General features: G+C 40.4%; 5 protein-coding genes. All 5 read right to left on the bottom strand.

Features of this window, described 5'->3' with window-relative positions; genetic code table 11:
• Positions 1 to 21: 21 nt before the first annotated feature.
• The 5 genes from HWQ39_RS14290 to HWQ39_RS14270 all read right to left on the bottom strand — a co-directional run bounded on the left by HWQ39_RS14290 (position 22) and on the right by HWQ39_RS14270 (position 14,626).
• Positions 22 to 1,248 (bottom strand): ABC exporter membrane fusion protein, encoded by a 1,227-nt coding sequence (locus HWQ39_RS14290; protein ID WP_292845820.1) that lies wholly within the window; start codon positions 1,246 to 1,248, stop codon positions 22 to 24.
• Between the two features lie 425 nt (positions 1,249 to 1,673).
• Entirely contained in the window at positions 1,674 to 2,990 is a 1,317-nt protein-coding gene (locus tag HWQ39_RS14285; RefSeq protein ID WP_292845817.1) for an MFS transporter, read from the bottom strand.
• Positions 2,991 to 3,001: 11 nt separating this feature from the next.
• A complete protein-coding gene (locus HWQ39_RS14280) occupies positions 3,002 to 7,033 on the bottom strand; it encodes an amino acid adenylation domain-containing protein (RefSeq protein ID WP_292845814.1) in 4,032 nt (1,343 codons plus the stop codon).
• 247 nt (positions 7,034 to 7,280) lie between these two features.
• Complete coding sequence (locus HWQ39_RS14275) at positions 7,281 to 8,303, bottom strand: TauD/TfdA family dioxygenase (protein ID WP_292845843.1); 1,023 nt, start codon at positions 8,301 to 8,303, stop codon at positions 7,281 to 7,283.
• A 197-nt stretch (positions 8,304 to 8,500) separates the two neighbouring features.
• Entirely contained in the window at positions 8,501 to 14,626 is a 6,126-nt protein-coding gene (locus HWQ39_RS14270; RefSeq protein ID WP_292845811.1) for a non-ribosomal peptide synthetase, read from the bottom strand.
• Positions 14,627 to 15,190: the final 564 nt, after the last annotated feature.

Genomic DNA, 15,190 nt, shown 5'->3' with positions numbered 1-15,190 from the left:
GTATTTATCTATTAGTTTAACTTAACTATTGATATCAGTTTCTAATTTGACATTGACTTGCAGATTAATAAACTTAGCGGCTTCGTCAACATCATTGGGATTCAAACGAACTTTTACTTCTACAACTCTTGAATCTATATTGATGGCTGGGTCATTGTTGACAACATTTCTCTTACCTATTTGGACACCTATAGTTTCAACGGTTCCAGAAAAATTTCTAGGTAATACAATACTCGATATCAAAGCTTTTTGACCTACTTTAATTTTGTTAATGTCAGTTTCGTAAATTTCTGCAAATACATACATAGTTTGAGTTTGAGCTAGATCGACTATTCCCTTTTCACTAATAGTTTCTCCCGGGAAAGTATTAACTTTTAAAATTTTTCCATCCATCGGGGTTTTCACGTAAGCTAAATCTAAGTTAGCTTTGGCTTCCAGAACAGCTGCTTTTGCTTTTTCCAACTCGCTTTGAGCAACCTGCACATCTACAGGACGAACTTCTTTTAACTCTTCCAAGCTAGCTTTAGCTTGTCTAATCTGATTGGGAAATGATGATAAAGTCTGATTGAGAGAACTTTTAGCTTCTTTGAGTTGTGCTTGCAAAGTTTCTACTGCTAAAACTTTAGTATCTTGAGTGACCGCAGATATGGCTCCTTGGTCGTATAAAGATTGAAAGCGTGTATATTCAGTCTGGGCATTTCTCAACTGCGCTTGCAATCCAGCAATCTTAGCTTTTTGAATGTTAATATCTCCTTGAAACTGCGCTTTTAAATCTGCAATTCGTGCTTGTTGAGCGGCAATTTCTCCTTGTTTTGTAGTCCCCGCTTTAGCTTGCATCAGTTGCGCTTGAGCAACTCGAACACCTATTTCTGCTTTATTTAGGCTTGTTTGCAGTTGACTGACGTTATCAAGAACAGCAATTAATTGTCCGCGACGAACATTATCGCCTTCTTTTACCACAACCCGATCTAACCTAGCAGTTTGCAAAGCTGATGGACCAGATAAGTTAATGATTTTATCCTTTGTTTGGATACGTCCCAAAGCTGCAACTGTTGGATTTACAGGTTGTTGAACTGGAACTACTGGGGCAATATTACTCTGCTTTGTAGATTGCAAATTAAAATTTGAGCTAGTGGAAAAAATATAGGTTGGTACACCAACAGCCGCTAGTCCTACAGGAACTATTAAAGCTAGCCTCCACTTTTTAGATTTTGTATCAAAGTTTATTGGTTTGCGAAAAATGTCCATTGGAGGTCAACCTCATTTAATATTCGTGCAATTTTAGATGTTGAGATTTGTAATTCGTAAATATTCTTCAATTCCGAATCATCTCGCTTCTGTATCTTGATAGGGGGTAAGCTAATTATTTTATGCACTCGCTTAGGGACTAGACATCTCCAGAAATTAAATATGCGTTACCCAGAACCCTTGTAGAGACGTAGCACTGCTACGTCAAAACAATTCTTTTTCGGAGATGTCTACTGAAAAATCAAAAAATAAATATCTCAAAATATCTTGTGGTATGGCTGTCCTCACCGAATACGGTTCGATCTCTTAAGGTGAGCAGGGGGAGCAAGAGGGTTAAGTGCTAAGTATGGATGGCATTATTCCGTTGGGCATAAACCCCTCGTATTTTTCATCTGGAGGGGATTTTATGACTTAACGAAGAACAATTAGCAACTTGGGTTAATAGCATCGGGCACAATCTTTTCTACCAGTCTCAACGATTTATACTGATAAGCAATAATTGTTACCAATACAGTTAGTATTCCCATGACAATAAACATCAAACCAATACCACGCCCTTGACCGACACCAATAATTTTTCCTATACTTCCTGCTAAAAGTCCGTTCGGAGTCATTAATGGCTCGAAGATTTTATCTGCCATTGGCCCTGCAACTGTGTAAGCAAAAGGCTGTGACGCGTTAGCGATCGCTCCTATTGTTGCAAAAACTCGACCTTGGAGACTGGAGGGTACTTTCTTTTGGAAAATAACTTGGGCTGAACTGTTAATAATTGGTAGACCAAAGAAAAATAGAAAAGCTATCAGTGCTAAGACTAAAACAGATTGATAAAATCCTGCACAGGTAATGCAGATTCCACCTAGCAGCATAAAAGTAAATATACTGAGAATTAAATGCTGCGACGATTTTCCTGTACTGACGAGAACGCTACTGACCAGCATTCCCACACCACCAGCGGTCATAATTGTACCTAAGTCTGTAGCTGAAGCAAAAGACAAGACTAGAGGTGTAATTAGCATCTGCACAATTCCGACAAGAAAATTGTTAACGGCAAAGAAAAGTAGCAGTGCAAACAGTCCTCTTCTTTTCACTAAATATACTAAGCCGTAGGATGCTTCCTCAAACCAAAGAGTTTTTTCGGCGCGATGTCTATCAATGTACTGTTTGGGAAACGGAACTAGTAACAGAGTACTCAGAGCAAAAACAAAGGTGGCAAAATCAATAAAGATAATGCCATCAATTTCGAGAAAGAGCAGCAGTACACCTCCTAACATTGGTGCAACCAACCGACCAGCTGCTTCCCCGATTTGCAGCATACCGTTGGCGCGTGCCAGTTTTTGTGGCGGGACAAGGAGAGTGGTAGCAGCTGTATAAGCTGGCCATTGAAAGGCGCTGAAGCAGGAACTAATGGCAGCGCCCACGTATATGTGCCAAATAGCTAAATCACCTGCGGCTAACAAAATCGCAATTACCCCTGTAGCGATGCCCGATCCTAAGTCACTAAATACCATCATCCAACGGCGGGGAAATCGGTCTACCAGCGTTCCTGCTATAGGGGAAATCAGAATCATGGGCAAGCTGGTAAATAGGGAAATGAGGGCGAACTGTGTTACCGAACCAGTTCGCTGGTATACCCATACACCCAAGGCGAAGTTAGTTAATTGAGAGCCGATGAGAGAAATCATCTGTCCAAACCAGATGAGGGTAAAAATTTGCATTCCTGTATTTTTTGGATGTTGGGTCATTTCAATACTCCTCATTTACCTACATTTGCTTGCTCAATGCAGATTCCCAGCTGTTCTGCAACAGTTAGAATATGAGGTTGAGCCATCATCGTAATATGGTCGCCTGGAACAACGTGAATATCGATGTTTTGAGCGGAAAACTGTCCCCATCCCCAAGCGGGATCTTCGCGTAAATCAGTTAAAAGTGCAGCATCCTCCGCATTCACTTCGCTAGCTCGCAACAGAGTCAGACGATTGGGATAAGCTTCTTGTGGTAAATATTTGATACTAGCTTGCAGATTTGCCTCGAAAACTTGCATCAAACCACGCACTTGCTTTGTATCAGTACCAGCAGGCAGTAAATCAACGGTGATTAATCGCTCTTTGAGATATTCCAATTGTTCGTCGAGTTCTAGCGGCTGGAGCATCTCATAGGATATATCTAGGTTTTTGCCTGCCCAGCGTTCGATGAGACGAGCAGTTTCGGTCAGTCTAGTTGCATCATCGACATCAATATATAAGGGTTTGTCGCTAGCAACCGGGGCCGGAGCGTCTAAAATCGCAACCAGAGCAACCTCATTTCCTGATTTGATTAACTGTTGAGCCATTTCATAGGCAACAATACCTCCAAAGGAGTGACCTCCAAGAAAATATGGACCTTCAGGCTGAACGGTTTTTATCGCCTGGATATAACAAGCTGCCATATCCTCAACACAAGTCAATGGTTCTGATTCCCCATTTAAACCAGGTGCTTGCAACCCATAAAATGTTTGGTTTTCCCCTAAATAACGAGCCAAATTATGTAAATAGAGGACATTGCCGCCACCCCCAGGTAAACAGAAAAAAGGATACTTGGAATTACCTTTTTGAATTTCTACCAAGGCAGACCAAGATAATATTTCTGTTTCTAGGCGAAGAATATTAGCCAGTTTTTCAATTGTAGGATTTTGGAAAAGTGTCGCTAAAGACAAGTTTTTACCAAACTCTTGGTTTAGATGAGCCATTAAGCGTACAGCTAACAGCGAGTGACCGCCCAGATCGAAGAAATTATCCTTTACTCCCACAGGATGGACGTTGAGTAGATTTTCCCAAATATTAGCTAATTTCTGTTCTAAATCATCTTGTGGTGCTAAAAATTCGGTTTTGAGTGTACTGAGACGAGATGTATCGGGTTGCGGTAAAGTTTGTCGGTCTACCTTGCCATGAGCGGTTAGAGGTATTACCTCTAACATCAAAAAGGCAGAAGGTATCATGTATTCGGGTAACTTTTCCTGCAAAAATTGGCGCAGTTCGCTACTTGTTGGGGCTTGCTCTTGAGGAACAATATAACCTACTAAACGTTTGTCTCCAGGTTGGTCTTCCCTGGCAATAACCGTAACAGAATTTACTAAGGGGTGTTGAGCCAGTAAAGACTCAATTTCTTCTAGTTCAATGCGGAAGCCGCGAATTTTAACTTGATGGTCAATGCGTCCGAGGTACTCTATATTACCATCAGGTAAATATCGCGCTAAATCCCCTGTTTTATATAGACGAGAATTAGGTTCATCGCTAAAAGGATTGGGAATAAATCGCTGTTGTGTTAATTTTGGGCGATTGAGATAACCCCTAGCTACTCCTGCACCACCAATGTATAGTTCGCCGGGAACACCAATTGGTACAAGTTTTTGATTTTCATCAAGCAAGTAAAGTTGAGTATTCGCAATAGGACGACCTATTAAAATTGCACTTGATAAAGAAGTTTGTTCGCTAACTTCATAAACACAACAACCAACAACAGTTTCGGTTGGGCCGTATTCGTTAATTATTCTGATATTTGGAGCATTATCGCGCCAAAATTTCAAGCTTTTACCCAATAATGCTTCGCCACCGATGATTAATGCTCTCGTTTTCGTTACACCTTCGCGGTTAGGTAACATCTGATTGAGCATTTCTAGGTGAGCTGGAGTAATTTTAACCAAGCTATAGTTTTTATCAGACTGCAAAAGTGCTGACAATGCTTCAATTTCTTCCTTCTCAGGCAACAGTACTACCCTTTGTCCGACTAATAACGGTGAGAATAAGCTGGTAATCGTTGCGTCAAACCCTATGGAAGATTGTACTGGAGCGCCGTAACCTTGGGCAAGTTTATACGCATTTGTACACCAACTCAGGTAATTAACTAAACCTCTGTGAGGAATCATGGTTCCTTTAGGTTTTCCTGTAGAACCAGAGGTATAAATTATATAAGCCAGATTTTCTGGCGTGACTTCGCTTACTACAGGATTTTCAATGCTGAGTGTGGCATTTTCTGGCAAATCTCGATCGAGACAAATTAAACGGGTGTTATGTTCAACAAACTTATCTACAAGTCTTTGTTGAGTTAACAGTATAGGAATTTGAGCATCTTCTAACATAAATCCCAGGCGTTCTTGGGGATATGCGGGATCGAATGGTATATATGCACCACCTGCTTTGAGGATACCAAGGATACCAATCAGCATATCTAAGGAACGTTCTACACAAATTCCTACCAATACTTCTGGTTTTACTCCCAACTTTTGTAGTTGATGCGCTAGCTGGTTGGACTTGGCGTTTAATTGTGCATAAGTGAGATACTCGTTATTAAATTCAATGGCGATGTTTTTGGGTGTGCGTTCTACTTGTTCTGCAAATAGTTGATGGATGCATTTATCTTGTGGAAATTCTGTTTTTGTATTGTTAAAATCAATCAATATTTTTTGGCGATCGCTTTCACCAATTATATTTAAATCAATGATTGCTGCTTCTGGGTTATGAGTGACACTCTCTATTAATGTCAGATATTGTCCGACAATAATTTTGATACTATCCTCTGAAAATAAACTGGAATCGTAATCAAAATTTAAAGATAGATTATTCGGACTATAGCCACTGGAAAGCTTAATTTGATATTTCTCTATGTTAGCTGATTTTTTATATTCCGAAAAGGAAATATCAGCATTTACATAGCTCTGTGACTGTTTCGTAAAATCAAAACAGAAAGGGAAAAATGCACGAGAAGCAAACTTCTCATTTGCAGCAATCAAATGCTCCCAATCAAAATACTCCTGCCATTGTTTGACAAAACGCAAAGACTCAGAAACTCTTCCCATAAGTTCTGAGAATTTCAAAACATCCTCTAAGTGTGAATAAGTGGGCAAATATTTAGTTAAAAGTCCTAAAACTTCTTTTAATTCGTCATATTCGCGTCCATCGCCAGCAGTCCCAATCACAATATAAGACTGACCACTTAAGCGCCAAAGTAGTACTTGCCAACAAGCTAATAAAATTACTTCAGTTGAAATATGATAATTTTCTTGCAATATTTCCAGTTTTTCTACCGTATCTCGATTAATCTCCAAAAAGAGCGATTGTGGTGCAAATACAATTTCTCCAGATGATTGATTGACATTTTTACTTTCAAAGGGAATTTGCAAATTTAACACAGAAGAAATATCTTGTTGATGCCAATAATTTCTTGCTGTCTCTGTCTCCTCAGACTCTAATAATTCATTTAGCCATTCAGAAATATCTGCATATTGCATCATTTCATCTGACAGTTCTTCGCTGTGTAAACAAGCTGTATAAGAACGACCGATTTCACATATAAGATTATTGAGTGTTGTTATATCTGCATATAAAGCAGGCAAGTTTATAAACAGTATATGCTTGTCTGGAGCTAATTTACTTAAGATAAAATGTAAACTTACGGCTTGTTCAAAATCAAAAGTTCGGAGGCTTTTATCTTGGAAAAGCGCATCAATTTTGGTTTGTTGTACTTGAGAAGTTAAACTACTCCAGTCGTATTCTCCAAGTGAAATTGTGCTGCGATCGCTAATTGATTGGAACGGGATATTCATACCTAGTAAGGAATGAAAAGCAGTGCGAAATATTTCGTGGCGATCGCTGATATTTGCTAAAGCTAATTTAAGAATATCGGGGTTAAGATTACCTCCGATATTTATCGCGATTTGGGAACAGTAAGCTTGATAATTATCCTTTTGTTGCAACCATAAATGCTTTTGTTGAGGAGAAATGCGAATCAAATTGGTCATTTCAGCGTGCATAAAATTGAAATCCTTTTCAATTAATACTGGCGATACAAGTTATGTAAATTGAACGAAGTCGCACCTGCATCAATGTTTTAATAGGGGTAGTCAAATCAATTTATGCTGTAAGTTGCCAGATTTTAAACAAAAACTCCCAAATACTTACCTAATAAGCATTTGGGAGGATAACATTAAAAACCCTCTGCGTACCTTTGCGCTAACCTCCGCGTACCTTTGCGTTGAAAAAAAGCAAAATAAAACTGCTTTAACAAGGTTCTGCCATCGCAACTACAATCTTTCTTTTGCCGACGAATGGCATCCGTCCATGTGCTGCCAACATATTGTCCAGCATTAACACATCTCCTTTCTCCCAAGGATAAATAACTGCTTCTTGGCGATATATTTCGCGGATTTCATCTAAAATAGAGACTTCGATCGGAGAACCATCACCATAATAGGCATTGCGAGGAAATTCATCTTCTTTGAGTAATGCAGACAATGATTCGCGTACTTCTGCTTTCAAGCTGGAAATATGGAATAAATGAGCTTGGTTAAACCACACGATTTCACCTGTTTTAGGATGTTTGGCAACAGCTTGACAAACTTGGCTTGTTCTGAGGGTATTGTTACCTGTCCATTCAAAAGAGATACCCAACTTGCGGCAATGACTTTCTACCTCAGATTTATTTGCGGTTTGAAAAACTTCTTGCCAAGGCAAATCTAAATCGCCATAATTTCGCACATACATGACTTTCTTTTCGATAAACCGTTCTTTGATGGACGGATTGAGGCGTTCAAAGATTTTACGGCTATCAGCGATTGGTGTTTCTCCGCCAATTTCAGATGCTTTAACGCAGAAAAACCATATCTTCATAGGATAAATGGGAGAGTAAGCATTTTCGTTATGTAGTGGAATTGCTTCATCTGCGGGATATTCAGTTGAAGTGTAGATTTTATCGCTTACTTCTGTGCGTGGCGTTGAACGATAGGTGTAATCTAAGAGTTCTCCGGTTGAAGCTACCTTCACAAACTTTTGGAAATCTTCGACTGTATTGACATGGAAATTTCGGAAAAGTATGCCACCATTTTTAAGTAAATTACTTTCAATAAAATCACGGTTTTGCTGCATCCAACTAATTAAATTGACACCATCTACAGCAGGGTAAATGATTAACGGTAGAGGATTAGCTGAGTTGAGCGGTTCTATGTTGACTAATTTTTCAACTACTTTGCGTTTGCCGATTTGTAGTTTTTTGATGGTGTTTGTTGTTAGTTCTAAGTTGTTCATTTTTATTAAGGATAAAAGTTCAAAATCAAACAATACTTGCAAAATTGATTTCTTACACCCTTCTTTGCGCCTCTGCGACGGCAGTCGCTTCAAGTCAGCAAAGCCGACGACAGTCGCCTCAAGTCGGGAAACCCGCCCACGGCGCTGTCTCGTCTTTGCGTGAGTAAAATTCACACTTGATTAGCAACGCCAGAAAATTAAGCTGATTTACGTTTGAACTTGCTCAACTTATTAATTGCTGTTGCTGCCAGTTTTTGGTCTTTGATGAGTTGTTTTTGTTTGTCTGCTTGGACAAGTATTTCTGCTAATGTTTTTAACTGTGCATCAGGCTGTTCAGTAATTTTGTTGGCAATAGTTGCAAAATTGTCTAGAATGTTAGCAATAGTATCGTGAGTAAAGCGCTTGCCTTCATAGCTCAGTCCCACAGATAAATTTTCACCAGGCATAATTACTAACATCAAAGGATATTTTGTGCGTTCATAATTACTGATGTTGTCAATTTTTAAGCCGCTATTGGAATTTTGCAAAGCAGGATCTACCGGGTAATTATAAAATGCGACGTTAGTCTCAAACATTGGTGTGCCGCTAGCTATTTCACTTACCCGTTGAATTTCCACTAAGGGAGTATAAGAGTATTGCTCCCGTTCTACCTGCTGCATGTGTAAATTTTTCAGCCAAGATAAGATTTGAGAATCTTCTAATACTTGTACCCGTACTGGTAACGCATTGATAAACATGCCTACCATAGTTTCTACACCCACAAGAGATGGAGGTCGACCGGATACAGTTGTGCCAAACACTACATCCTCTTGAGTGCTGTAATGGCTGAGTAACAGTGCCCAAATTCCTTGTACTACAGTGTTAAGAGTCAGTTGATGTTGTCTAGCTAGAGATTCCAGCGTAGTTGTTAATGCTTGTGGTAATTGAATATGCTGCTCCTGATAAGTTTGCTTTTGCTGGGAATTGTGAACAACAGACTTATCTGCAATTAGCAAAGTTGGGGCTGTAAAACCTTGAAGCGATCGCTTCCAAAATTCTTTGGCTTGGGAAAGGTCTTGTTGTTGCAACCAAGTTATATAATCTCGGAAGGGACGGGGGGTTTTTAAATATAATAAATCATTGCCCTGATTCGCAGCTTCATAGAAAGCAAAAGCTTCTTGAACCACAATAGGTAAAGACCATCCATCTATCAATAAATGATGGAAAGTCCAGACAAATTCGTAAGTATCATCTGCTGTTTGGATGAGACTACAACGCATCAAGGGAGCATGGTTAAGTTCAAAACCCCTGTTTCTATCTGCTTCCTGAAAAGCTGTAAGTTGTTCTTGTTGCTGGGTAGGCGATAGAGAACGCCAGTCATCAGCAGCAAAAGGTAGATTTACAGTTTTGCAAACGACTTGGTGCGGCTTGTCAAGATTATCCCAGACAAAGAAGGTACGCAAAGCCGAATGACGCTCAACTACTCGTTGCCAAGCTTGAGCAAACGCTGTTGGATTAATATATCCGTGGAGAGCGCAGCTTAACTGTTCGCAATACACCCCAGACTCTGGGTCATATAGGCTATGAAAGAGAATACCTTGCTGCATCGGGGAAAGGGGATAAATCGACTCAATATTTTTCTTTTTGCTGGCTGTGTCACGGATTGCCATTTCTGCAATCAAATTGTCCAGATATTTCTGAGTTAACTCAGCTTCGGGAAAATCTGAAGGTGTATAACCACTAACATTAGCAGACTGACAGTGATTGATAATATCTATTAGTGTATTGATGAAACCAGCAGCTAAAGCCTCAATAGTGGCTTGTTGGTGAATGTTTTGGCTATAAGTCCAATTAAGTTGCAGCTTACCTGATGCTACTAAGGCGTTAACTTCTAGTAAGTGAGTGCGATCGCCTAATTTGCTTTGCTCTGCACCAGCAGATTCTTGGGTCAATTTCCACGAGCCAGATTCCGATAATTCTTGGTCAAATTGTCCCAAGTAGTTGAAACTAACTTGTGCTTGGGGTACAGTTGCGAGTTGATGGCGAATTGCTGAATTGGGGCTGAGATAGCGAAGAATCCCGTAGTTAATACCCCGTTTTTGGCAAGGGCGTAGTTGTTCTTTAATTGATTTTAAAGTTTTACCAGCATCGGCGTACGCTGCCAATTCTAATTTAATGGGGAAAAGGCAAGTAAACCACCCGACAGTGCGCGACAAATCGATGTCTGCAAACAGTTCTTCTCGTCCGTGACCTTCAACATCAACCAGTAGGGAAGATTCACCAGTCCATTGAGCAAAACTTTGTACCAAAGCAGTTAACAACACATCGTTAATTTGGGTGTTGTAAACAGCAGGAACCTCTTGCAGCAAAGCACGGGTTTGTTCTTCGTCGAGAGATCCCGAAACTTGTGCGGATGAAACAACAGTATTAACTGCTTGAGTATAGTCTACAGGCAAAGAAGTAGAGCCGGATGACTGAGCCAACCAAAAATCTATTTCAGCTGCGAGTGCTTCTGAGTTGCTATATTCAACTAAGCGATGCGACCATTCTTTGAAGGAAGATGTTTTGGCTGGAAGTTGAATTGTTTCTCCCCGATTTAGTTGTTGATAAGCATTAAATAAGTCTTCTACCAAAATTCGCCACGAAACACCATCCACAGCTAAGTGATGCACAATTATGAGCAATCTAGCAGGTTGTTCGGCACCAAAGTTGAACAGGGCAGCTTGCATTAACTGTTGTGACAGATTTAAGCTAGCCTGTAGCCTGTTAGCAGTAGTTTCTAGGGCTGCTTGTTTTTCTTGTGAGGCGATCGCTGATAAATCTACACAAGTTAAAGTTACTGTACCATCAGCATCAGCATTAGTTTGTAACCAGCTTTCCCCTTCTTGGATAAATCTCAAACGTAAAGCATCGTGGTGCAATAATAATTGCTGCAAGGCTTGTTCTAATATTTCTGGTTTCAGGTTTGCTGGTACTTCCAACAACAATGACTGATTAAAATGGGCTGGTTGAGGTAGATTTTGTGCAAAAAACCAATGCTGAATAGGTGTTAATGGTAAGGAACCTGTAACTAAACCTTGTTCTGCTTTGATGCTCTGTGTTGTGTTTGCCATAGCAGCCAACTCAGCTATTGTCTGATGCTGAAATAACTGCTTGATATTTAATTGAATTCCGGCTTGGTTGGCTCTGGCAATAATTTGCAAGCTGAGGATAGAATCGCCACCAATTTCAAAGAAGTTATCGTGAATCCCCACTTGCTGCAATCTCAACACATCCGCCCATATCGCCGCTAACTTTTCTTCTTGTGGGGTACGTGGAGCCACAAAGTTGACTTCTAACTCAGGACGGGATTCTGGTGCAGGTAATGCCCGACGGTCTACTTTGCCGTTTGGTGTTAAAGGCAGAGTATCTAACATCACAAAAGCCGATGGTACCATGTACTCAGGTAGCCGTTCCTTTAGGAATTGTCGCAGGTCACTAATTGTTGGTACTTGGTCTGAATTAGGAACTGTGTAAGCAACTAAACGCTGCCTACCAGGGGCATCTTCACGGACAATGATTGTATTTTGAATTACGCCTGGGTGTTGGCTGAGTAAAGCTTCAATTTCTCCTAATTCAATGCGAAAGCCGCGTAATTTAACTTGATGGTCGATACGTCCTAAGTACTCAATATTACCATCGCTCAAGTAGCGGGCGAGATCGCCGGTTTTGTAAAGTCGCGCTCCTGGTTCATTGCTAAAGGGGTGAGGAATGAATTTTTGTTGTGTCAATTCAGGACGGTTGAGATAACCTCTGGCTAATCCAATGCCACCAATATGCAGTTCCCCAGGAACACCAATGGGTACAGGTTGCAAATCTCCATCAAGCAAATATATTTGTGTATTGGCAATTGGACGACCAATGGGGGGTTTGTTAATACTGTTGCTGCTACATTCTGCAACTGTTGACCAGACAGTTGCTTCTGTTGGGCCGTAGGCATTGAAGAAACGCCGACCGCAAGACCAACGTTCAACCAAGTCGGGAGGACAAGCTTCTCCGGCTACAGTAATATTCTGCAAAGCTGGGAGTTCGTCGGCAGGTAAGACCGCTAAAGCTGATGGTGGTAAAGTGATGTGGGTAATACCGTAGTTTTGCAATAGTTCAATTAACGATGAATCGGGCAATAAAGATTCTTTTGTTCCCAGGTAAAGTCTAGCTCCCGTTCCCAGAGCCATCACAACTTCAAAAATAGAAGCGTCAAAACTAAAGGAGGCAAACTGGAGAATGCGACTATCAGTTTGGACGTTATAAGTCTGAATTTGCGCTATTACTAAGTTACATAACCCAGTATGTGCCACCATCACACCTTTTGGTTTGCCCGTTGACCCAGAGGTGTAAATTACATAGGCTAAATTGGAAGCGGTAACTGCACTAACAGGATTAGAGTTACTATTGTTGGCAATTTCGTTCCAGTCTGCATCCAGGCAAATTGTGACTGCTTGATGCTGTGGTAACTTCTCAACCAATCGCTGTTGTGTCAATAGCACTGGTAATTGAGCATCCGAGAGCATAAAAGCCAAGCGATCGCTCGGATAATTAGGGTCTAAAGGTACATAAGCACCACCTGCTTTGAGAATCCCCAATAACCCAACTATCATTTCTAGGGAACGCTCAACGCAGATACCCACCAGTACATCTGGTTTTACACCCAAGATTTGCAACTGATGTGCTAATTGGTTGGCGCGATTGTTTAACTCTCGGTAAGTAAGTTGCTGATTCTCAAAGACTACCGCCACTGCATTTGGTGTTTGTTCTACCCACTCTTCAAACAACTGATGAATGCATTTACCTTGGGGATAATCAGTTTGGGTATCGTTCCACTCTACAAGTAACTGGTGCTGCTCCCTAGCACTGAGTAGTGATAATTCCGCAATTTTTTGCTGAGGGTTAGTCACAACATTTTCCAGCAAAGTCTGAAAATGCCCTGCCATACGGCTAATAGTCGTAGCATCAAATAAATCGCTATTGAATTCCCATTCTCCTAAAAGTCCTGACTCGGTTTCTTGCATTGATAAGGTGAGATCGAATTTCGCTGTGCGATTTTCGATTTTTAAGAGATTTAAGCTCAAGTTGGGTAATTCTAATTTACCCATCGGTGCATTCTGCATGGCAAATGCTACTTGGAACAAAGGCATGTGAGAAAGCGATCGCTCTGGTTGCAAAGTTTCAACTAATCTCTCTAAAGGCATATCTTGATGAGCATAGGCATCTAAAGCAACTTGTCGCACCCTTTGTAGCAATTCTGCAAAACTCGGATTTCCTTCTAAATTAGTCCGCAGCACTAAGGTATTGACAAATAAACCAATTAGTGGATATGTTTCCTGGCGATCGCGGTTAGCAATCGGGGAACCGATAACAATATCTGATTGGTTACTATAGCGGAACAGTAAAGTTACAAAAGCTGCCACCAGGGTCATAAACATTGTTGTCCCTAACTTTTGACACAGGATATTTAATTGTTTTGTGAGATTTTGGTTGAGTTCAAAATTTAAAGTTTGCCCTTGAAAGGCTTGAACTGAAGGACGCAGACGATCTGTAGGTAATTCTAATATTGGTGGAATACCAGCTAACTGCTGCCGCCAGTAGTTGAGTTGATTTTCTAATACCTCACCTTGCAACCATTGCCTTTGCCAATGAGCAAAATCAGCATATTGGATGGCTAATTCTGGTAGTGGAGAAGGTTGATTTTGATAAAAAGCTGCGTATAAACTGGAAAACTCTTGAATAAATACCCCCATCGACCAGCCATCAGAAACAATATGGTGCATTGTTACTAGCAATACATAATACTCTGATGCCAAATGTAGTAATGTCACTCGCAACAAACAATCTTTCGTCAGGTCAAAAGGTTGTAGTTGCTCCTCAATTGCTAAACGCTCTACCTCGGCAAACTGTTCTTCTGCTGGCAATGTTTGTAAGTCGATTACTGGAACAGCTATTATTAAACAAGGTGTAATTATCTGGACAGCATTTTCATCAATTGTTTTAAAGTTAGTGCGAAGTATTGCATGACGTTGAATGATTTCTTCGATGATTTGTTCGAGGATATATACTTGCAAATTACCAGTAATTTCTACCGCAGCAGCCATATTATATACAGCGCTATTACCCTCGATTTGGTCGATAAACCAAAGTCTTTGTTGAGGAAAAGATAAAGGTATTAATTGATCATTGCTAACAGATTTAATTCGTGGAACTTTAGGTTTATTGTTGATTGTAGAAGATTGCTGTGCCAACAATTTTTGCAGAACAAGTTCGCGTTTTTGAGGCGATAGATGTTCTAAACGCTTTAGTAAATCACTCATAAATTTATTGCTTGTATTTAAAAAGGTAACTTTAGTAAAGTTACACAACGTAAGTGGCTAGTATCGGTCAAAATTTATATAGGGCAAGGTCAATAAATTTATGCAGTCACTTCTCGACATATCTTGTTTTGGCATTGCTGATTTTGGGCGTATGAACGATAAGTTAAGCTCGTATGCTACTTGTAAAGCGGCTTTGAGGAGATGTCTGGCAGAAAAACTGAACCCTCGCTGCTTTTTTGAAAAGTCAATGGTAATTCCTAGCAAAATCCCTACATCTAATAAACTAGGCGGACTTTACCGCCACTTTCATTGGATGGTGCAGAGATTTTAAAAGTTGAGCCAGCCTTCTGCGATCGCCCCCATGGTCGATTACCTTTTTCCTGCACCCTCTTGACAAATGTGCAATCACTCTAACCTCTCACAAGTGGTGCATCACCCTCTAGGTACTCAACGTAACCTTCTGTGGGAGTCTCTGTAGGACAGTAGTAGCAATTCTCTAAATAACTAGGACCAGCCCTTTCAAGGTGTCTGTTTTTAGGTACTATTTTTGGGATAGAATTTTAG

The sequence above is a fragment of the Nostoc sp. NMS8 genome, assembly GCF_017115045.1.
In the GTDB taxonomy this organism is placed as follows: Bacteria; Cyanobacteriota; Cyanobacteriia; order Cyanobacteriales; family Nostocaceae; genus Nostoc.
The sequence above is the reverse complement of the archived record's forward strand: the minus strand, read 5'-3'. Positions and strand labels throughout refer to the sequence as shown.